The organism is Chitinophaga filiformis (assembly GCF_021646545.1).
In the GTDB taxonomy this organism is placed as follows: Bacteria; Bacteroidota; Bacteroidia; order Chitinophagales; family Chitinophagaceae; genus Chitinophaga; species Chitinophaga filiformis_A.
The window spans coordinates 44,145-64,259 of record NZ_JAKIRP010000025.1; the positions used below are offsets into that span (position 1 = coordinate 44,145).

At 48.6% G+C, this 20,115-nt stretch carries 18 protein-coding genes; 5 read left to right on the top strand and 13 right to left on the bottom strand.

The window, feature by feature from the left end; genetic code table 11:
• Nucleotides 1–3: 3 nt before the first annotated feature.
• From L3C95_RS33565 to L3C95_RS33595, 7 genes are all read right to left on the bottom strand, one after another.
• Nucleotides 4–1,275 (bottom strand): beta-ketoacyl-[acyl-carrier-protein] synthase family protein, encoded by a 1,272-nt coding sequence (locus L3C95_RS33565; RefSeq protein WP_236395042.1) that lies wholly within the window; start codon nt 1,273–1,275, stop codon nt 4–6.
• Complete coding sequence (locus tag L3C95_RS33570) at nt 1,268–1,714, bottom strand: 3-hydroxyacyl-ACP dehydratase FabZ family protein (protein ID WP_236395043.1); 447 nt, start codon at nt 1,712–1,714, stop codon at nt 1,268–1,270. The genes L3C95_RS33565 and L3C95_RS33570 overlap by 8 nt, the downstream gene beginning before the upstream one ends.
• Complete coding sequence (locus L3C95_RS33575; RefSeq protein WP_236395044.1) at nt 1,711–2,511, bottom strand: SDR family oxidoreductase; 801 nt, start codon at nt 2,509–2,511, stop codon at nt 1,711–1,713. Before L3C95_RS33575 ends, L3C95_RS33570 begins: the two co-directional genes overlap by 4 nt.
• Complete coding sequence (locus L3C95_RS33580; protein ID WP_236395045.1) at nt 2,505–3,557, bottom strand: type III polyketide synthase; 1,053 nt, start codon at nt 3,555–3,557, stop codon at nt 2,505–2,507. The genes L3C95_RS33575 and L3C95_RS33580 overlap by 7 nt, the downstream gene beginning before the upstream one ends.
• Nucleotides 3,554–4,267 carry a methyltransferase domain-containing protein gene (locus L3C95_RS33585; RefSeq protein ID WP_236395046.1) on the bottom strand — a complete coding sequence of 238 codons (714 nt, stop codon included), beginning with the start codon at nt 4,265–4,267 and terminating at the stop codon, nt 3,554–3,556. Before L3C95_RS33585 ends, L3C95_RS33580 begins: the two co-directional genes overlap by 4 nt.
• Complete coding sequence (locus L3C95_RS33590; protein ID WP_236395047.1) at nt 4,257–5,399, bottom strand: NAD(P)/FAD-dependent oxidoreductase; 1,143 nt, start codon at nt 5,397–5,399, stop codon at nt 4,257–4,259. The genes L3C95_RS33585 and L3C95_RS33590 overlap by 11 nt, the downstream gene beginning before the upstream one ends.
• 606 nt (nt 5,400–6,005) lie before the next feature.
• Nucleotides 6,006–6,962 (bottom strand): manganese catalase family protein, encoded by a 957-nt coding sequence (locus L3C95_RS33595; protein ID WP_236395048.1) that lies wholly within the window; start codon nt 6,960–6,962, stop codon nt 6,006–6,008.
• 254 nt (nt 6,963–7,216) lie between these two features.
• Here L3C95_RS33595 and L3C95_RS33600 point away from each other — a divergent pair, with 254 nt between their 5' ends.
• From L3C95_RS33600 to L3C95_RS33615, 4 genes are all read left to right on the top strand, one after another.
• Nucleotides 7,217–7,462 carry a hypothetical protein gene (locus L3C95_RS33600; protein ID WP_236395049.1) on the top strand — a complete coding sequence of 82 codons (246 nt, stop codon included), beginning with the start codon at nt 7,217–7,219 and terminating at the stop codon, nt 7,460–7,462.
• Between the two features lie 108 nt (nt 7,463–7,570).
• Entirely contained in the window at nt 7,571–9,289 is a 1,719-nt protein-coding gene (locus L3C95_RS33605; RefSeq protein ID WP_236395050.1) for a carbamoyltransferase, read from the top strand.
• A gap of 7 nt (nt 9,290–9,296) precedes the next feature.
• Entirely contained in the window at nt 9,297–10,268 is a 972-nt protein-coding gene (locus tag L3C95_RS33610) for a glycosyltransferase family 2 protein (protein WP_236395051.1), read from the top strand.
• A 4-nt stretch (nt 10,269–10,272) separates the two neighbouring features.
• A complete protein-coding gene (locus tag L3C95_RS33615) occupies nt 10,273–11,253 on the top strand; it encodes a glycosyltransferase family 9 protein (protein WP_236395052.1) in 981 nt (326 codons plus the stop codon).
• Here L3C95_RS33615 and L3C95_RS33620 read toward each other — a convergent pair.
• Genes L3C95_RS33620 through L3C95_RS33640 form a run of 5 tightly spaced genes read right to left on the bottom strand, consistent with a single transcriptional unit; the run spans nt 11,218 to nt 16,725 of the window.
• Entirely contained in the window at nt 11,218–12,336 is a 1,119-nt protein-coding gene (locus tag L3C95_RS33620) for a glycosyltransferase family 9 protein (protein WP_236395053.1), read from the bottom strand. The genes L3C95_RS33615 and L3C95_RS33620 overlap by 36 nt on opposite strands.
• The gene (gene rfaE2 / locus L3C95_RS33625) at nt 12,336–13,820 is read right to left on the bottom strand and encodes a D-glycero-beta-D-manno-heptose 1-phosphate adenylyltransferase (protein ID WP_236395054.1); all 1,485 of its coding nucleotides are present in this window, start codon (nt 13,818–13,820) and stop codon (nt 12,336–12,338) included. Before rfaE2 ends, L3C95_RS33620 begins: the two co-directional genes overlap by 1 nt.
• Entirely contained in the window at nt 13,796–14,392 is a 597-nt protein-coding gene (locus tag L3C95_RS33630) for a D-glycero-alpha-D-manno-heptose-1,7-bisphosphate 7-phosphatase (RefSeq protein ID WP_236395055.1), read from the bottom strand. The genes rfaE2 and L3C95_RS33630 overlap by 25 nt, the downstream gene beginning before the upstream one ends.
• Nucleotides 14,389–15,657 carry a glycosyltransferase family 4 protein gene (locus L3C95_RS33635; protein WP_236395056.1) on the bottom strand — a complete coding sequence of 423 codons (1,269 nt, stop codon included), beginning with the start codon at nt 15,655–15,657 and terminating at the stop codon, nt 14,389–14,391. Before L3C95_RS33635 ends, L3C95_RS33630 begins: the two co-directional genes overlap by 4 nt.
• A 15-nt stretch (nt 15,658–15,672) precedes the next feature.
• Complete coding sequence (locus L3C95_RS33640) at nt 15,673–16,725, bottom strand: glycosyltransferase (RefSeq protein WP_236395057.1); 1,053 nt, start codon at nt 16,723–16,725, stop codon at nt 15,673–15,675.
• Nucleotides 16,726–17,134: 409 nt separating this feature from the next.
• On the opposite strand from L3C95_RS33640, the gene L3C95_RS33645 reads away from it, so the two are divergent.
• The gene (locus L3C95_RS33645) at nt 17,135–18,292 is read left to right on the top strand and encodes a zinc-dependent alcohol dehydrogenase (protein ID WP_236395058.1); all 1,158 of its coding nucleotides are present in this window, start codon (nt 17,135–17,137) and stop codon (nt 18,290–18,292) included.
• A 284-nt stretch (nt 18,293–18,576) separates the two neighbouring features.
• Here the strand turns inward: L3C95_RS33645 and L3C95_RS33650 are convergent, their stop codons facing one another.
• Nucleotides 18,577–20,016: an MmgE/PrpD family protein gene (locus L3C95_RS33650; protein WP_236395059.1), complete on the bottom strand. Its 1,440-nt coding sequence runs from the start codon at nt 20,014–20,016 to the stop codon at nt 18,577–18,579.
• Between the last annotated feature and the right edge of the window lie 99 nt (nt 20,017–20,115).

The window sequence follows — 20,115 nt, forward strand, 5'->3', positions numbered from 1 at the left end:
GTTTTATTTATACTTCTTTAATATCACACAGGCATTCACATCTCCAAAGCCAAAACTGGCTTTCGCTATCAAATTTAATTCTTTATAAAGCAACTGCTGAGGTATTTTTTCCGGATCAATGATCGCTGCTATATCCGGATGCAGGTCTTCGCAATTGATATTGGGGAACAGGAAGCCTTCGTGGAGCTGTAATACGGCAGCTACCAGCTCTATACTGCCAGAGGCGCTGAGGCAATGGCCAATCATACATTTCAGCGCATTGATATAAGGGAAGTCCTTCCTTTTTCTTCCCAGCGCTATGCTCCAGTTCTCAATTTCCAGTGCATCCTTTCCCGTAGCTGTGAGATGTCCGTTAATGGCGTCTATCTCCTCTGGCGCTACGCCTGCGGCTTTAATGGCCTCCTGTATGCAGCGCTGTACAGCTGTACTATTGGGCGCTGTCATAGAGCCATCTCCTCTTTGTGCACCGGCGTTGATATGTCCGCCCAGCACTTCTGCATAGATGATTGCACCGCGTTCCAGTGCACTGTCCAGCGATTCCAGTACCAATGCCCCGGCCCCGCTGCCCGGTACAAAGCCACTGGCGGATGCGCTCATAGGGCGGGAACCTGCCGCGGGATGGTCGTTATGTTTAAAAGTACAAACCTTGAGGCCATCGAAGCCACCCCAGATATAAGGGCCTGCATCGCTGGTACTACCTGCCAGCATCCGTTTTGCATGTCCGTTACGGATACGTTCATAAGCCATCAGCACACTTTCTGCCCCGGTGGCACAGGCGGAGGAATTGGTGGTGACCTGGTTGGCCAGCGCCAGTTTCCCTCCCAGCCAGGCACTGATGCCACTGGCCATGGTTTGCGGCACTACAGTACTGCCCAGGCGACGCACCTGCAGGGCGTCTACTTTATAGATGGCTTCCCGCAGTTTATCCACGCCGGCAGACCCTGCGCCGAAGATGGTACCACTATCCCAGTCCGGCGCCAGCTCAGCGCCTACCGGCAGCTGCGCATCCTTCCAGGCATCTATACCGGCAATTAGCCCGTACAGGATACCATTGCTGTTGAAATTCCTCAGCTCGAGGGCATCCAGGTATTGTAACTGCAATATTTCGGGCACTTCAGGTTTCCCCGCTATCTGACAGGAGAACTGTAAGGCCGCCAGCTCTGCATCATGACGGATACCCGAAGTACCTGCCTTAATAGCTTCTGCAAAAGCGGGAATGCCAACACCATTAGGAGCGGCTACGCCCAGGCCTGTCACAACTACTCTTTTATTCATGTGGTTTGCTAATGATCATTCCGGCAATAGTGCCACTGCACACATCGTCCTGTGCTTCGTTTTTCAGCGTGACCCTGCACTTTAATTTTCCAAAGCGGAAATATACCTTTTCTGCATAAACCGTTACTTTCTCTCCGGGAAAAACGGGGCGCAGGAATTCAATTTCTGTGGATGTCAGTCCGAAGGTCATATTTTTCGCCAATACTTCATCGCCCAGCAGATAGATGCCCAGGCAAACCAGTCCCACCTGTGCCATTACTTCTGTCAGTAATACCCCCGGGGTAACAGGGTATCCTTTGAAATGCCCCTTATAACATTCCATGTCTTCCCTGAAAGTAAAGTGTCCCTGTACCTTTTCACTGTCTATAGCGTCCAGGCCATCTACGAAGAGGAAGGGTGGCGCAAAGGGTAATTGCTGCAGAATGTCTTGTATTGTCATGCCTGACTGATATGTTCACCTCCATTCACCGGGATCACAGCCCCATTGATCCATGCTGCTTCGTCTTTACACAAAAGGTAGACAGCATTCGCTACATCTTCAGGAGTTGTGAGGCGATGAAAGGGATTACGCTGTTTTGTATATGTGATAATGTGTTCACTGCCGGGTATCTGCTGCATAGAGCGGGTGTCAGTTACGCCGGCCTGTATGCAGTTGGCCCTCAGGCCCAGTGGTGCAAATTCGAGGGCAATCTGACGGCTGATCGACTCCAGAGCCGCTTTCGCTGCCGCTACTGCGCCATAGTGTTTCCAGGCCTTGCTGCTGCCTTCACTGGTAAAAGAGAGCACCCTCGCATCGGGTGCAAAAAGCTGCTGCTCTACCAGCTCCTGGGTCCAGTCGTACAGACTGATAGCCATATTGCCGAGGGTAATGTGGAAATCGTCGGTGCTCAGCCGGGCGTTATCACTGTTCATGGCTTTGAGATTCCCTTTGGCAATACTATGCACCACCGTTCTTACGCGTCCCTTATCGCCCATAGCCACCTTCAATGCTGCCAGCACTTCCTGGCGCTTACCTGCATTCACAGCATCGGCATTGTATGCAAGTACCTGTACACCGTAAGCCCTGATGTCTTGAAAATCGCTGTTGATACGCTCCATGTCCACCCGGGTATCCCTATGTACGATGCAGATGTTCATGCCATGCATGGCGAGTTTCCGCGCTGCAGCCAGCCCTAAACCACTGCTGCCGCCGAGTATCAGTGCCCAGTAATGATGTGATGCAAATTCTTTTACCATTGTAACAATATTCGCTGTGCAGAAAAGCCCGGGCCAAAACTCAGCATCAGTCCCTTCTCACCTGCCGGCACTCCTCTGTCCATAAAACGCTCCAGTACATACAGCACGGTGGCGCTGGACATATTACCGTATAAACGTAGCACTTCCTTTGTATCGTCAATATTCTTTCCCATCTCGCCAAACAGTTCTTCAACCGTCTGAATGATCTTCTTTCCTCCGGGATGGAAGATCAGGTGGTGGATGTCTTCTATGCGGTAACCGTAATTGTCCAGGAAAGGGTGTATAATAGCCGGAAAATGGGCGGCAATGGTATTGGGCACCTCAACATCCAGCACCATCTGTAAACCGGTATTAGTGAGCTTAAAACCCATTAAATGTTCGGCTTCGTAGAAATGGTACATCCCTTCTCCAATTATCTGCGGACCATTATCCTCTTCATGGGAAGAAAGGATCGCACAGGCAGCACCATCGCCAAAAATAGCGGCACTTACAATATTGGGCATGGAGTAGTCTTCCAGCTGGAATGTAGCGGTAGGCGACTCTATAGCGATCACCGCGGCCCTTTTACCCGGATTAGCCTCCAGGAACCTTTTGGCGTAGATCATCCCGGATATCCCCGCAGCGCAACCCATCTCCGTTACCGGCAAACGCACAATATCCTGGCGTAATTGCAACAGGTTAATCAGGTATGCATCCAGTGAGGGGATCATAATACCGGTACAGCTGACGGTGATGATATAGTCCAGGTCCATCGCTTCAAGACCCGCTTTTTCCAATGCGTTCACCAGACACTGGCTGCCCAGCTTAATCACTTCTCTTACATAAATGTCGTTCTTTTCTTCAAAGGAAGTGTTGGTAAACACTTCTTCAGGGCTCATAATAGAGTAGCGTCTGTCAACAGCTGCATTCTCAAAGATCTTTTTAACTTTTCTCGCGAAACGGTCTTCCTGGCCGGACAACCAGATATCAAGAAAGGGCATAATCTCTTCCGTGCTTCTGGTATAAGGAGGTAAGGCTTTCGATACTGCTGTTATTTTAACGCTCATACATTAGTAATTATCCACTGGTAACGGAAAGCCCATTTCCATCTGAGTGTATATTGATTGAAATTCAATTTTCGTGACAGTTGCTGTATTTCTTTTCTTTTAAATCCCCGCAGGATGGATACCAACCCATCTTCCTTTGCCATCCTTCCCATTCCCGTAAGCCTGCTGAAAAGCTGGAACAGATGGTACGCCAGCGCGCTTCTGTGCAGGTCGTTAATAATGATCCCAATGGCGGCATTCCTGCGGAAGAGTGACATCAGTTTCATGATCTGGCGGTCTTCAAAGTGATGCAGTGTAAGCGTACATAGTACAATATCGTATTGCATTTCCCTGAATTCTTCACCCAGAATGTTCATACAATAGTAAGTGATTTCCGGGTATTGTGCAGATAAAACGGACGCATATTTAACAGTATACTCGTTGGCATCAATACCCACCAGTTTTACCCGCCAGCCCTTTTTATGGGCCATTCTGGACAGTGCCCGCAACATGTCGCCATTACCACAGCCAATATCCACTATCGTCACTTCCTTTCCGGGCCGCACATCTTCCATCAGCATGCTGACCCCTTCCAGCGTGATGCTGTTGCCTCCCAGCAGCTGATTAACCTGTGCAATCTGGTCGAGCGTGTCTCTCAGCTCCTGTCCTTCCATTTGGAAGTCATCCATGATCTCGGGTGCCAGGGTTCTCTGACTGGTATTAACGAACATACGTACTTTCCATTTTAAAAGGTTTTCCATGTGTCTGCCTGACAATGACAGGCAGCAGCGCCGGGAAGAGCACCAGGCCACTCATAATGCCTGCTGCCAGCTCCTGTTTCCGGAAAACCGCAGACAGTATCTTGCCTGCCTGCATCCGTTTATTAAACTCCTTTTTCCAGGCACTGGCATAGTGCAGCTCCAGTTCCTGTCTGGAAGACTGATGGCCTGAAAAGAAAGCCAGGATCTGTTCTGCGGCAATCTTTGCACTATGTATAGCCATTGCCATGCCGTTTCCGCAAAGCGGATGGATAAGGCCGGCAGTATCGCCTGTCATCAGGATATGGTTGTCCACTTTCTGTTTTTCTGCGAACGAAACCTGGCTGATAGTAAGCGGTCGCTCAAACAGCGGCCGGCTGTGTTCCAGTACTTCTTTCAGGTGCGGGTTGCGATAGAGCACTTCCTGCTGGTGTGCTGCTATATTTTTAAAGCGCCTGAAACTGTCGTAACTGACGAGGTAGCAGATATTGATGATATTATTCTCTACTTTAGATACACCGCAATAGCCCCCCATGAAATTGTGCAGCGCTACCAACCCGTCCGGAAAATCGCCTTCATAATGGCTCTTGACCGCCAGCCACGGCGACTTCTGAGAAGAAAAGCTACGCGACAGCTGCTGGTCCAGCCCGGATCTTTTGCCGTAAGCGCCAATCACAAAGCGGGCTGTTAGCTGCCGTTCCAGGGCTGTACTGACCGTAAACCGGTCATTGTCAAAGGAGATATCCGTCACTGTATCTTCCAGCAATATTCCGCCGGCTGCCACCATCTGCTGCATCAGGAACTGGTCCAGCAGATAACGGCTGACGCCGAAACCGCCCAGGGGTAATCCCGCTTCCACACTTTTACCTGAAACAGCCGAAATCCTTACCCGGTCAATCCTGGCAGGCTGCAGTACCGCAGGATCCGCTCCCAGCCATTGCAGGTAAGGCAATACCTCGTTGGAGATGTATTCTCCGCACACCTTATGTCTGGGAAAAGGGTATTTTTCAATAACAATAACCCGCAGCCCTGCACGTAGCAAGTGCAAGGCGCCGGTTAAACCGGCTAAGCCTCCTCCTACAATGATGACATCAGCCTCCGGCATTACTAACTAATTGATTTTGAGCATTCGAACATTAAAGACAAACTATATGTTGCAACAAGTGTACGCTATTTTCCTGAAATGAAGAACCAAATGTTATTCTTTGGGCAGACCGGGGCGGCATCCGTGCTGATTCCCGGAGATTCGGGCTACAAACACATAACGCCGGGTTATTACTACGATTTGAGCAATAGAAGGGCATAAGTATGTATTCGGTACCAACAGTATACCAATGGCCTCATCTTATGTTCATCTTACGTTCAAAAACGTAGGATGAACATAAGATGAGGCCATTGGTACACCGTTGGTACCGGATTGGTACCGGAGTAGATCGGATTACTTTTATGTGCCTGAGATATAGTTGAGATTCGGTCGAGGTAGCCTCATCCTCCCTTCATCTTCCGTTCCGGAACGGAAGATGAAGGGAGGATGAGGCTACCTCGACCGAACATCGACCGAACCTTAACCCTGGTTTCGGTCTACCTGAGACTCGCTTTGATACCGCTTTGAGACTTGTACCTGTTTAAAACCTTGAGTTACTATTTTTTTAGGTAGCAGGCATAGACACAAAAAAAAGCGGGGCCGGCTATTGCCGACCCCACTCCACCCTTATCTGATAAAACCATTGCCATCGTCATCGTAAGTACTCCATTGCGCCTCACCAGGTGCAGCGGCTGCGTTAATTTCCGTACTTCTCAGTTCACTCATACTCTGATCCAGTTCTTTCACTCCCTCCATGGTACGTGCCGTTCCTTCCGGCTGAATTCCTGAAAGACCATGGGTTTCGTGCACATACCCAACCGGGTTTTCGATATACTGCCATTGTTCGCCGAGTTGTGTACTTTCTCCTTTATTCCACGAACCTCTGACTTTGTTCGTATCTGACATATTGAAATACTGATTACTGTATCGCGGATCTCCCTGTAATACTCCCGGAGGGAAGTTTGGTTGAATAGTGTCGAGGGCCGCTTCAAACATCTGGAAGTGCGCGATCTCTCTGGTCATAAGGAACATGAGCGTTTCCTTCACGTATGGATCATCTGTGAACTTCATCAGGTATTCATAAGTGATCTTTGCCCGTGATTCTGCTGCCATATCTGAACGCAGGTCGACGGTCAGATCATTATTGGCATTTACATAAGCACCAGTCCATGGTACACCCTGACTATTGGTGAGCATAGGGCCACCACCGCTGTGGACGAGGAACTCAGGATGCATCATTGCATGATGAATATACTCTTCCTTCCTGGCAGTACCCTGCATTGTTTCCATGAGCTCAGAGTTGTCGGCTGCATTCTTTAGTTCGCCATTGATACCGGTTAACAACAACTGTATGGTAGCGCCCACTATTTCAAGGTGACTGAACTCCTCCGTTGCAATATCCATCAGCATATCGTATTTATCAGGATATGGCCTTCTGGCGCCGAAGGCCTGAACAAAATATTGCATGGCTGCCTTCAGTTCACCGTTGCCACCACCAAACTGTTCAAGCAAAAGCGCTGCAAAGCGCGGGTCCGGTTTAGATACACGGACATTAAATTGTAAATCCTTTACATGATGGAACATAGTTAAATCATTTTTATGGTAAACAAATCTCCAGATGATCGTCAGTTTTCTTCGGGCGATAAACATGCCATACAGCGCTTACCGTAAGCGCTGTACAGTAACTGTTTCTCATCTTACATAGGTGTGTGGACAAGTTTTCCCTTTCACCGGAGCGAACGGCATGTTACCGACATACAAGCGTCATGGCGTAATCTTTGAACGCCTTCATATGTACCCTTGATTTGTAATTTATTCATTTCACAAAACAGATCCGTATGCAAAAAACAAACATCAAACAACGGCCATCCGATGCAAAAGAACCATTGAATGCCAGGCTGGCGGAAGATCAGCAAGAAAGAGACGAAGTAAATGATGTAGACCGCGACGATGATCTGGCCGGCGATACGGAAGAAGAATCAGACGATACGCCGGAACTGGACGAAGAAGACCTGGAAGAAAACAATCTTTCCGAAGAAGACGCAGACGACATTCAATGGGAGCCTCCAAAAGGAAACTCATAAGTAGTGTTACAGGGTGGTTCGTGGCACTACAACAAACAGGGCAATAAGCGAGGGATCGTTTGTTGCCCTTCTTACTGATATTCACCATTACTGATAAACCCATTTATTATGTACACACTTGGTATCAATGCCGCTTTTCACGACTCAGCAGCATGCATTGTTAAAGACGGGCAACTGATTGCCGCGGCAGAAGATGAGCGCTTCACACATATCAAACATGGAAAAAGACCCATTCCCTTTTCTGCTTATGAGCTGCCTTATCATGCCATCGATTATTGCCTTCAGACCGCCAACATTCATCTCGGAGATGTCGATCACATTTCTTATTCCTTTGATCCGTTTATTCTGCTGACCGAGGAAGATGCCAACAAGCATGAGATAGATATTCCGTTGAGGCAACCATCGCAATTTGTACCGGAAAAATGGATATCCCCCTGGGATCCGCTGTTCCTTTCTGCGATCATTAATGCACCGGGCCAGCTTACTGACGGTTATCCGCATCACCTGCAGAAACGTTTTCATGGCGCCCGTTTTCATAACGATCAATGGCATTTTGTAGAACATCATCTATGCCATGCCGCCAGTGCTTTCCTGCCCTCTCCCTTCGACGAGGCGGCAGTCATGACGATGGACGGACGCGGAGAAAAAGCAACCACTACGTTCAGTCTCGGCAAGGGCAACAGCCTCGATCGCATCAGTCAGGTGAACATGCCACATTCTCTTGGATTACTGTATGAAAAAGTCACTACACATCTTGGCTTCCTGCATTCTTCCGATGAATACAAAGTGATGGCACTGGCATCTTATGGTAAACCGGTTTTTGTCAATGCTTTCAGGTCTATGATCAGCTTATCCGATCATGGCGAATATAGTATTGATGATGAACAGATGGTAGAACTGCTGGGCCCTCCGAGAAAGAAAGGTGATGAGTTTACTGCGCATCACTTTAACATTGCCCACTCGTTGCAGGCGGTACTACAGGAGTCTGTACTGCAGATCAGCGACTGGTTGCAGAAGAAAACAGGCGCCGACAATCTCTGCTTTGCCGGTGGTGTAGCTTTAAACTGTGTGCTCAATGCAAAAATCAGGGATGCCGGCATCTTTAAAGATATATGGGTACAACCAGCATCCGGTGATGCAGGCACTGCACTGGGAGCTGCGTTGTGGACAGACGCTACGCTGCGCAACAGCCAGGAAAAAACTTTCCATATGGACCACGCCTATTGGGGACCTGAGTATAACGATGATGAGATCAAAACATTCCTGGACTGGACAAAAACTCCTTACCGCAAGCTTGGCAATGTAGCAGAAGAAACAGCTGAACTGCTGGCGCAGGATAAGATCATTGGCTGGTACCAGGGCAGAATGGAATTTGGGCCGCGTGCATTAGGCAGCCGATCTATTCTCGCGTCTCCCATCTCTGCAAATATGCAGGCAAGGCTGAACGAAGTAAAAGACCGTGAAGACTTCCGTCCGGTAGCGCCCGTAGTCCTGGAAGAAGTGGCCGGCGACTGGTTTGAAGGCGCGCACTTCTCTCCTTTCATGCTGTTTGTATATGATGTAAAACCCGATAAGAAAGATAAAATACCTGCAGTTACACATGTGGATGGTACCGCGCGCATACAGACGATTAACAGAAGCCAGCATAGCCGTTATTATGATTTGCTGCAGGCCTTCTACAAGAAAACAGGTGTACCTGTGCTGATCAACACATCATTCAACACACTCGGCAAACCCATTGTTTGTACGCCGCGCGATGCTGTTGAATGTTTCTGGTCATCCCCGTTTGACGCTTTAGTAATTGGTTCATTCCTCATTCAAAAATAACCCGCCAATGGAGAAGAAAATCACCGTGGTTATACCCACCTACAAACGTCCGGAGTTACTGTCCCGTTGCCTGAGGGCTTTAGAGGAACAGGAGTTTGACAAGAGCGATTTCGATGTAATTGTGGTCAGTGATGGTCCGGATAAGTATACCCGGCAACTGGCCTGCAGCTGGAAATATGCCAGTCTGATAGAGGTAAAATATTTGCCACTGCCACAAAAAGGAGGTCCTGCTGCTGCAAGAAACGCAGGATGGCGCGCGTCCGATGCACCTATCATCGCATTTACCGACGATGATACTATTCCAGACCCCAACTGGCTGCAGAGCATCTGGCAGGCATGGAAGGGAGAACGCGCGGCCGTTTACACGGGGCGCGTGGTAGTGCCCATAAAAGGACGCCCTACTGATTATGAATGGAATACAGCCCAACTTGAGAAAGCAGATTTTGTAACGGCAAATTGTGCCTGTACAAGACAGGCATTGGAAATGGTGAATGGTTTTGATGAATCTTTTAAAACGGCCTGGCGCGAAGACAGTGATCTTGAGTTCAGGTTATTACAACAAAACATTCCCATTTATCACCTTCAAAACGCCATAGTACTCCACCCCGCACGGAAAGCCCGCTGGGGGATCAGTGTAGGTGAACAGCGTAAGAACATTTTCAATGCACTGTTATATAAAAAATTTCCCAAATTGTACAGGGAAAGGATCCAGCGGAGACCTGCCTGGAATTATTACCTGATGATCTGCTTTTTCCTGCTCGGCGCTTTTTTTGCATTCGATGGAGCATACACTGCATCAGCAGTATTATTTGGCGCATGGTTATTGATGATTGGATTATTTGCAGGTAAGCGGCTGAAACATACTTCGCATACTGCGTCACATATACTTGAAATGATCGTCACATCGGCAGCCATTCCATTTGCGGCAACTTACTGGAGCCTCTATGGAGCCTGGCGCTATAAAGTACTTTACCTGTAGAATGATGCCTGATTCAATTCATAAGATAGCGGTCTTCCGCGCATTACAATTAGGAGATATGTTGTGTACTGTTCCGGCATTGCGTGCCTTACGCACGGCATTTCCGGAAGCACACATTACCCTGCTGGGATTACCATGGGCTGTTTCGTTTGTAGAAAGGTTTTCCAGATACCTGGATGCTTTTGTCCATTTTCCGGGTTATCCCGGATTGCCGGAACAGCCCGTGATTCCCGAGCAGTTCCCTCCCTTTCTGACTGCCATGCAGGAACAACGGTTTGACCTGGTGTTGCAGATGCAGGGCAATGGTTCTATTGTGAACCCGATGGTTGCGCTAATGGGTGGACGATATACGGCCGGCTACTGGCGACAGGAAGATGGTTGCCCCGATGCCGGCCTTTTTCTGGAATATCCTGAAGATGTATCAGAAATAGAACGTCACCTGCTGCTGCTGGAATATCTTGATATTCCCCGGCAGGGTACTTACCTGGAGTTTCCCATTACGGCAAAAGACATGGAGGACTTCAATCAGCTGGACCTTCCACTGGAAGCACAGGAATATCTCTGTGTACATCCCGGATCGAGAGGTAGCTGGCGACAATGGCCGCCACATATGTTTGCCGCGATGGCAGATGAATTTGCAGAGAAGGGATGGAAAATAGTACTCACCGGTACACCGGAGGAACGTCCGCTTACTGAAGCCGTAGCGGGACTGATGAAGCACAAATCCATCAATACTGCGGGACAGACCACACTGGGCAGCCTGGGAGTGCTCATTAAAAATGCACGCGCCCTGCTGTCCAATTGTACAGGTGTATCACACATGGCGGCAGCATTTGAAACACCCAGCGTTATTATCAGTATGGATGGAGAACCCGTTCGCTGGGCGCCGTTGAATAAACAACTGCACTATACAATTGACTGGACTACTGAACCGGATTATGAGATCGTTTTAAGAAAGGGCATGCGGCTCCTCGAAACTACCTGAAGAAGCGGTAGTGAGCTCCAGCATGGCCAGGGTCATTTTGGCAATATTATCAGGCGTTGCTAACGGTAGCTTTTCTGCGGAGAAAGAGCGGTATACGTGTTTCACCACTTCGTTCTTACTCTGCAGCGGCGCCGGTACATCGAAGTAAAGCACCTTGCTGGTAACACGCCAGGGAGTGTGCTGCGGATTGGTTAGTGCATATAGTACAAGTACAGGTGTGTGTACTGCAGCGGCAATATGTATAGTGCCTGTATTAACAGAGAGTAACAGCGGTGCATGTTTTATCAATATGATTAATTCTTCCAGGTCAAACAGTCCTGCCGCTGAAAATGCGCGGCTGCCTATCCCTGCGGCTATCTCACGTGCTTCCGCAGCATTGTTCTTTCCTGTTATCAGTAACTGGTAATTCGTTGCTGCGCAGATCTTTCTTCCTGCTGCGATCCAATCCTTCACAGGATACTTGCGTTTCTGTTCCGATACTTCAGGATGCAGAACGATCCATGGTTGTTGTGGATCGAGCCCTGTCAACAACAGTTTTTCACACACCACCGGCCAGAGTATTTCCTTCGCACGCACACTCAGTTGTTCCTTATCGGTAACGGCACCGATCCGTGCTACCAGCTCAAGGTCACGCGCTACCTGGTGCCTGATGAAAGTATATGGTTCTTCATCGGGTATCCAATGCGTCAGCAACTGATATGGATTTTCGCGGCAATAGGCCAGTCTGAGAGGTATCTCTGCCAGGTATGCCAGCATAATCGAAGGCATGGGGTTCTGACTGTACACGGTGAAGATGACAGCAGCGTCAAAGCGGCCGTCCTTCAGCTGATTCACCAGTTGGCTGAACTGAGCAGGATCGGGCGTACCTGTTGTCTGCACCCAGGGAACATCAAATACAATGGCATCGTCTATCTCCGGTACTTCCGGAACTACTGCTGCACCCAGGGACGAAACAAGTACTGTAATGTGACAGTTGAATGTTTGTTTTAACGCCCTGATGGCAGGTGTGCTCATTAACAGGTCTCCTATATTATCCGGCCGTATACAGAGTATGCGGCGGCATTTCTTCCATTCATTTTTCATTATCCCTCCGCTACTTTTAAAGCAGGTGTTGTGTAAATTCTTTTGATGATCAAAGTAGTTGAACGGTCGGGCACCAGTGGCAGCAATACCACTTCTCCTCCGAATTCCTCTACTGCTGCTGCCTCCGGCAGGGATTCCCTGCTATAGTCACCACCTTTAGCAAATACAGAAGGCTTTATGATGCGGATAAGTGATTCCGGGGTATCGTCCTGCTCACTTCCGAACGCAATCAGATGGCTCACAGCGCCCAGGCCTGCAAGTACCTGCACCCGGTCGCTCAGGCTGTTAATGGGCCTCTCAGGCCCCTTTAAACGCTTAATACTCTCATCTGTATTGACGCCTACGATTAGCACATCTCCCAGTGAAGCTGCCCTCTCCAGGTAGCTTACATGACCGCTGTGCAGTATATCGAAACAGCCGTTAGTGAACACGATCTTCTTACCCTGTGCCTTATACATGTCGCAGAGCGCCTCCAGTTCTTCTGCATCGCGGACATATTTATCTTTCATCGAGAAGTAAGCAATAAGCTCTGCCTGTTTACAATGAGCGGTATTGTTTTTCCGGATCGCAACTGTTGCAGCGGCGCCGGCTATTTCAGCGGCAGTGAGTGGACTTGCGCCTGCAAGACTGGCCAGTGTAAAGGCGCTGACATAGGTGTCTCCTGCGCCGGATACATTCGGATTGCTAACAGCACGTGCTGCAGTATGACAAAGCAGTTTGTCTTCCTGGAAGATCAACGCGCCCTCTTCATCCAGCGTCACTGCCGTGATAGCAGCTCCTGTTGTTGCATAGATCGCTTCACCCATCTCTTCCAGCTGTTGCGCCTTGGAGCACGGTTGTTCGGGCAATTGCAACATAGCCATCATCTCCTTGAAATTAGGTTTTGCCAATGCAGGCTGTAAGCCCTTATACTGTTGCAGCTTCTTGGCATCCACGGCGACGAACTTCCTGTGTTGTTCATTTAACCGTTCCAATGTGGCAATGATACCGGGAGTGAGCAAGCCCTTATTATAGTCAGCGATCACGATGGCATCATGCAATGGAAATTCCCTTTCCAGTACGGCTATCAACTGCGCTTCACAGGCATCGTCCAGCGGCATCTCTGTTCCTTCATCATAGCGGGTCAACAGTTGCTGCCCGGCAATCACACGTGTTTTTATCATTGTGGTCCGGGTGGCACAACGCACTACCTCATCCCTGATGCCTTCTTTTGCCAGCAGGTCGCCGGCCAGTTTAGCAGCGTAATCATCTCCAATAAGACTGACAAAGGTTACTGATGCTCCGAGATGGCGTAGGTTTGCAGCGGTATTGGCACCGCCTCCGAGTACGGATGTATGTGAACTGATATCCACAACAGGCACCGGTGCTTCCGGCGACAAACGTGTGCTGGCGCCTCTCAGGTACGTATCGATCATAAGGTCGCCCAGTACCAGTACAGCAGGCTGCATAAAAGCCCTGATCAACGTTTGATATATGAGTTCCATGTTCTGAATTTTGCAGTAGCGTTTTTGACAATAAACTGAGCAGCGTCCCGCAGATCATTTGCAATGTATGCAGGTTCATTATGTTCATTCATTTCCCACACAGTTTCATTCCCATTGTTAAGTAATACAGACTGGCAACCGGCACGATTGCCCGCTTCCACATCATTCAATATATCTCCTATCATCCACGATTCAGGGAGGAAGATATCCATCTCCTTTGCTGCCCGCAGCAGCATACCGGGCAATGGTTTCCGGCAATCGCAGCTGATGGCGTACGGCGTTATTTTTCCCGCGGGATGATGAGGGCAATAATAAAACCCATCCAATGCTATCCCCGCTTCGCTCAGCAGTTGGCTTACCTTCGCAATCACAGGCTGCATCTCTTCTTCCCGGAAATATCCGTGAGCAATACCCGCCTGATTAGAAACAACGATCAGTGCATAACCTCTCTCCTGCAGTAAGCGCAGTCCTTCCACTGCGCCTTGTTCCAGCACTATCTTGTCCGGATCTGCATTGTAGGGCACGTTACTGATCAGTGTACCATCTTTGTCGATAAATACTGCTCTTCTCATAAGGAAATACTTTCTTCTGCTCTGAAGTTTCTTGGAGATGATGTATCATCGCCGCCGATAACCCTTTCGTACACTTTCTGCATATCGCGGGCCACCAGTTCCCAGGTGAACAACCTGTTCACTCTTCTGAGTGCATTGTTGCCCATTTCTCTCAGCAGGGCCGGCGACTGCAGCAGCATAGTGATCTTGCGGGCAAGCGCTTCCGGATCTTTGGGTGGTACCAGCACACCGGTTTGTCCGTCGGCAACACTGTATTTAATTCCCCCTACATTACTACCAATCACAGGAGTGCCACATGCCATCGCCTCCAGTGGTGTGATGCCGAAAGGCTCATACCATGGGGTAGTAATAAACAGGTCGGCTGCAGTGTAGTAGTATTTCAATTCGTTCCTGGATTTTTGTCCGAGGAAATATACTTTATCACTGAGCTTCAGATCCTCCGCCAGCTGCTTCAAACGTGCAAGTTCTTTTGCAGTATCTGCGTCTCCGCCTACTATCAGCAATCTCACCTTCGCGTTCCTGCATTTTACCTTCGCCAATGCCATGATCACATTGTCCACTCCTTTCCTTGGCACCATACGTCCGAGTTGCAGTAATACCTTTTCATCATAAGGCAGGCCTAATACTGAACGGGCCACTGACTTATTGATAGGATAAAGCTCATCTGTATTAACGCCACAGGGAATGATCGTGATCTTCTCAGCAGATGCGTTGTAATATGTCATAAGGTCTTCCCTGTCCTGCGGGCACTCAGCTATGATCAGGCTCGCCTCCTTCACCGCATTCTCCTCAATAGTGATCCGTTCTCTCGGGAACTGGTCATTATCTCCCTGGTGAATACGACGGATGTGTCCCAATGCATGGAAGGTCACTACGAAAGGTATACCGAGTTCTTTCTTCAGTTCCATAGCTACCAGTGCTGACATAAAAAAGTTGGCATGTATCAGTTCGTAGCTAACTTGCTCCTGCTGTATGAAACGCAGCATATCTGCTTTAAAAGCTGGCATATATTGCAACAGTGTCTCCTTGGGAATATCTTCTGCGGGCCCGGCATTGACATGAATGATCCTTATTTTATCACCGAAGGCTACAACATCCGGCAGTTTGTTTTCATCCCGCCTTGTAAAGATGTCGATCTGGTAGCCCATGATGGCCAGTTGTCTGGCTACTTCTCCCACATATACATTTTGTCCTCCAGCATCTGCGCCCCCCAAAGCGGCCAGTGGTGAAGCATGTTCACTAATGAACGCAATCCTCCTTCCCATACACTTAATTTTAAATCAGTTATCACTGGTAATAGTGCTGTGATCAGACTCTATTGCCTGCTTTCCGAATAGTTGGTCGGTATAAATTATCTCATTCATATTTCCACTGCAGACAGTTTCAAATAACCTTTCCCAGTCTGCAGTAAAGCGATCTATATTAAACCGTTTCATGGCGGTAGTCTTCGCTGCCTCTCCCATTTGTGCTGCGAGTTCCGGCTCGTTCAGCAACAGCTTCATCTTCCTGATCAGATAATTAATATCTGTGTGAATGAACCCGTTCTTTCCATTCTCGATTACGGTTACCAGCTCAGTAGTGGCCAATCCCACAACAGGCATCCCCTGCATCATTGCTTCACAAACAGCCAGTGCCAGACTGGTATGCCTTACAGGATGGAAATAGAACCGGTACCGGCTTCTGAACGATGGCAGCTGCGGATGTAATACCTCACCAAGACCATCCTGCCCATTGCCCATTCCTACAAGGTCTACCGGCAATATATTGCGGACGTGCTGAAAGATATCCCAACCCAGTCCTCTGCCCCGCTGGGGCAAATGATTGATGGTAACAAGTCCCTTAGCCAGTTCCCCTGTGTACGACACATCAGGCATCGTCACGCCATGCTCGATCACAGTAGCTGGTGTACGGTTATTGTCCCACATCAACCGATTGTAGTGTGTCACATGCACCAGGCAAATGCGACGATCGTTTACTACATGTCGTGTGGTAACAGGATTCTTGGCAGGCGTGTTATGTTCCAGGTAGACCCTTGGCAATCTGCGCTGGGCGGGCGATAAAATATCATATTGGTCTACCAGATAGTCTTTTGTAGATTGATAAAGGATGACATCGAAGTCTAAATCTTTCACCATTCTTACCGGCACCTCATGTACATTATCACCGAACGGAAATGTCTTTCCTCTACCATAATACCCTGGAGTACGTTGCTCGTTGACAGGAATATAGATGTCATAATTTCCTTGTGACAGATAATACAGGTAGCTTCCGTGGATATGCCAAGTAAAGATTTTCAGCCTGGGCTTTTGCTGTGTAGTCGTCATATATGTCATTAAGTAGAATTGACTATGTAACAGAAATTTGCTTATTACCTTCCCGATGTGCCTTTATATTATTCACCAGACAAACATTCACTTACTCTTCCAATGGTTCAAAAGGGAAGATCAATAAACAAACCAAACATGTGGTGCTGGAAATAATTGATTTTTAGACAATTATTTTCTGCTATCGTGAATTCTGTGTAAGCGCTGTGTAGCAGCGCTTCCCCGGCGAACGCTGCTGAAGCATGAAGTAAAAATTGCGCTCACATCTATGGAGCAACGGCTACATGGCACAATTGACGCAAGAGTTCTACACTTAAGGTATCCTTATTCACGTTTTAAAGAATATGCATATATAGCTACGGCTGAAAATGGCCATGGCACGATTTTGCACACGATTTCTACCAGTAAATTCTATTTCATGAAGGCAGCTGTTTTCCATAAAATCGGAGACATTCGTGTGGAGAATGTAGAAGATCCGCGTATTGAACAATCTGAAGACATCATCGTGAAAGTCACATCCACCGCTATTTGCGGTTCTGACCTGCACATTTATGATGGCTTTTTTCCACAGTTGAAAGACCAGGTCATGGGCCACGAGTTCATGGGGATTGTAGAAGAAACAGGCAGTGGCGTATCAAAGCTGAAACGCGGCGATCGTGTGGTAGTGCCTTTTCCTATTGCCTGCGGGCATTGTTATTTCTGCAATCAGCAATTGCCTGTTCACTGCGAGAATAGTAATACCGAGCATTACGGTCCACAGGGAGATATGACTTCCGGTAAAGGTGGTGGCTTATTTGGTTACACCGATCTCTATGGTGCGTATGCCGGCGGACAGGCAGAGTACGCACGTGTGCCGTTTGCTAACTTCGGTCCGCGGGTGGTACCGGAGAGTATGACTGACGAGCAGGTGCTGTTCCTCACTGACATCTTTCCTACTGGTTGGTCTGCTATCGACTGGGCACAGCTGAAAGGTGGCGAGACTGTCGCCATCTTCGGTTCTGGTCCTGTCGGGTTAATGGCGCAGAAGGCTGCGTGGCTGCAGGGTGCGGGCAGGGTGATTGCTGTTGATCCGCTGGCATATAGGCTAGATATGGCGAGGAATGTCAATCATGTGGAAACGATTAATTCTTCTGAGGTCGATGCTGTGCAAGCGATCTATGATATGACACAGGGGCGTGGGGCGGACGTTTGTGTAGATGCTGTGGGGATGGAGGCGGATCGGAGTTTCCTGGAGAAGGTGAAGGCGACGGTGAATTTTGAGAAGGGGACACCGAAGGTGATGGAGGATTGTTTTAAGGCTGTGCGCAGAGGTGGGACGGTGACGATTGTTGGCGTGTATGGGAGTACATATGACAACTTCCCTGTGCATCGCATCTTTGATAAGGGCATTACTATTAGGACAGGTCAGGCGCCGGTGCATAGATATATCGATCATCTGATCTCTCTTGTGGTTTCGGGGCAGGTAACTTTGAATGATATCATTACGCATAAACTGCCGCTCTCTGCGGCGAGTGATGCGTATGATATCTTTAAGAAGAAAGAGGATAATTGTGTGAAGGTGGTGTTGAAGCCGTAGATTGCGCTTTGCGCGGATTGGCGGCGTGGCAGCGGGTTTTCAGATGGGATCTCTGGCTGGGTTCTTTGAAGTTTTCCTGCTGCTGAGCCGTAGATGGTCGTATTCAGCTATTGGTGAACTATTGAACCCCTATCAAGCGGGGCAGCTACTTCAAACAACCAAGGCCAGAAATCTCCATCTGAACCCGCTGCTGCTTCCAGACGTCCAATTGTGGCAGGAACGCCTCATATCAAATGAGTCGCGTTCCTATCGCTCTGTATGTTTTTATACGCTCTCATGTTCTTCTATATGCCCGCAAGCATTGTTGTCAGGGCTTCACCGCTTTCGTTCTCCAGGTTGTGTACTAACCGTATAATTCTACTCTGCTGATGTTGGTCAACTATACCTTCTGATAAATGGCTGAACTTCTTAATGACGTCGTCCCAGCTGAGTGGGCGGGTAAAGAAGCCTTTGAAGTCTTCACACTTCTGCTCTACCTCTTCCCCGCTGTTGAGCGTTATGGTTACTTTCGCCGGCATTTTATCAGGATATACGGAGGTGTAGGGATCCAGATAGTCTACTACCTTACGGGGCGTCTTCAATGGAAAGTTTGTGTGGGTCTCCACCTTCCTCAACAGCTCCTGTACGTCAGGACGACGGATGCGTTCCTTCATAAACTGGTCAGGCCCTACGACTCCATCAATCAGCGCTACTGCTATTACGTAAGCCATACTGTGATCTGCCTGCTCTTTGGTTTGTACCATGTGACGATCGCCGTAGTGGCCTCCGCCTACAATGTCGTAGGCTGTTTCAAAAGTGGTGACCTTTATTTCTTTTACTTCTCCCGGTACCAGTTTGTACTGCTCCCGCAACATCAGGGTGGCTTCTATGGCAGACTGCGTATGTACTTCTGCATTGTAGCTCTTCAATATGCATCTGGGGATCAGCGAGAAATCGCCTTTTTCCTGCCGGAAATGGGGTTTCATGCCCGTCAGATGTTCAAACCCTACTGCTCCCTCAAAATAATTGATAGGCCCTGTAATGCCCTCTTTTGCCAGTAAAACGATCTGCATACAACCGGCGGCAACCAGTGAAGAGGCTAATCCCTTCCATTCATACGTGTACGATTCCCTGCTGCCTGTGGCCGGATTGAAACTACAGGCTGCCGTACCTATGGCGTGTGCTGCCTGCTCTTCCGTCAGGGAAAACAATCTGCATAGTGTAGCAGTAATGGAACAGGCCAGTAACATGGTGTGATCTATACCTTTCAGCATCACAGGTATTTCGTCTACCAGCTTGCATTGTATCTGATAGGCAATGGCCATGGCCGTCAGTATGTCCCTGCCGCTTGCTTTAATTAATTGTGAGGCAGCCAGTATAGATCCTATGTTGTCGCTCGGGTGACAGGTAGCGTCTTTTCCCAGGTAGTTGTCCATGAAGTCAGGATACCTGATCAGTTGCGTATACCATTGTGCAGCCCTGTCCACAGCAGTACTTCCCAACAGCGGTACGATGCAGTCTCCGCTTTGTTGTAATATCTTCAATTGACGCAGACACTTCTGTATGGTGTCCTGCCTGGAAGCGTAGATCATAGAACCTATGGTGTCCAGTAAATGCCGTTTTAACTGATCGGTGATATCTGTGTCCAACTGATCAAAGGCGGTCAGATTTGCAAACCTGGCCATAGTTGTAGTCATTGCCGTAGCAATAGTGCCAGGCATAGCCGTGTGCGTTGCTGTAGTCATGCTTGTAGTCTTAATTATTGATGTGTAGTCCCTTATCAGTGAAACAAGTTATGTACCACTTCGCTATAGTGCCTGATTATGAGCCCGGCTCAACCAATT

Bases quoted from the DNA above. Each gene is read 5' to 3' on its own strand.
- L3C95_RS33575 (WP_236395044.1), bottom strand. From the start codon at position 2,511: ATGGTAAAAGAATTTGCATCACATCATTACTGGGCACTGATACTCGGC.
- L3C95_RS33620 (WP_236395053.1), bottom strand. From the start codon at position 12,336: ATGAAAAATGAATGGAAGAAATGCCGCCGCATACTCTGTATACGGCCG.
- L3C95_RS33565 (WP_236395042.1), bottom strand. From the start codon at position 1,275: ATGAATAAAAGAGTAGTTGTGACAGGCCTGGGCGTAGCCGCTCCTAAT.
- L3C95_RS33615 (WP_236395052.1), top strand. From the start codon at position 10,273: ATGCCTGATTCAATTCATAAGATAGCGGTCTTCCGCGCATTACAATTA.
- L3C95_RS33605 (WP_236395050.1), top strand. From the start codon at position 7,571: ATGTACACACTTGGTATCAATGCCGCTTTTCACGACTCAGCAGCATGC.
- L3C95_RS33585 (WP_236395046.1), bottom strand. From the start codon at position 4,267: ATGTTCGTTAATACCAGTCAGAGAACCCTGGCACCCGAGATCATGGAT.
- L3C95_RS33580 (WP_236395045.1), bottom strand. From the start codon at position 3,557: ATGAGCGTTAAAATAACAGCAGTATCGAAAGCCTTACCTCCTTATACC.
- L3C95_RS33595 (WP_236395048.1), bottom strand. From the start codon at position 6,962: ATGTTCCATCATGTAAAGGATTTACAATTTAATGTCCGTGTATCTAAA.
- L3C95_RS33645 (WP_236395058.1), top strand. From the start codon at position 17,135: ATGAAGGCAGCTGTTTTCCATAAAATCGGAGACATTCGTGTGGAGAAT.
- L3C95_RS33635 (WP_236395056.1), bottom strand. From the start codon at position 15,657: ATGGGAAGGAGGATTGCGTTCATTAGTGAACATGCTTCACCACTGGCC.
- L3C95_RS33630 (WP_236395055.1), bottom strand. From the start codon at position 14,392: ATGAGAAGAGCAGTATTTATCGACAAAGATGGTACACTGATCAGTAAC.
- L3C95_RS33600 (WP_236395049.1), top strand. From the start codon at position 7,217: ATGCAAAAAACAAACATCAAACAACGGCCATCCGATGCAAAAGAACCA.
- L3C95_RS33570 (WP_236395043.1), bottom strand. From the start codon at position 1,714: ATGACAATACAAGACATTCTGCAGCAATTACCCTTTGCGCCACCCTTC.
- L3C95_RS33590 (WP_236395047.1), bottom strand. From the start codon at position 5,399: ATGCCGGAGGCTGATGTCATCATTGTAGGAGGAGGCTTAGCCGGTTTA.
- rfaE2 (WP_236395054.1), bottom strand. From the start codon at position 13,820: ATGGAACTCATATATCAAACGTTGATCAGGGCTTTTATGCAGCCTGCT.
- L3C95_RS33610 (WP_236395051.1), top strand. From the start codon at position 9,297: ATGGAGAAGAAAATCACCGTGGTTATACCCACCTACAAACGTCCGGAG.
- L3C95_RS33640 (WP_236395057.1), bottom strand. From the start codon at position 16,725: ATGACATATATGACGACTACACAGCAAAAGCCCAGGCTGAAAATCTTT.
- L3C95_RS33650 (WP_236395059.1), bottom strand. From the start codon at position 20,016: ATGACTACAGCAACGCACACGGCTATGCCTGGCACTATTGCTACGGCA.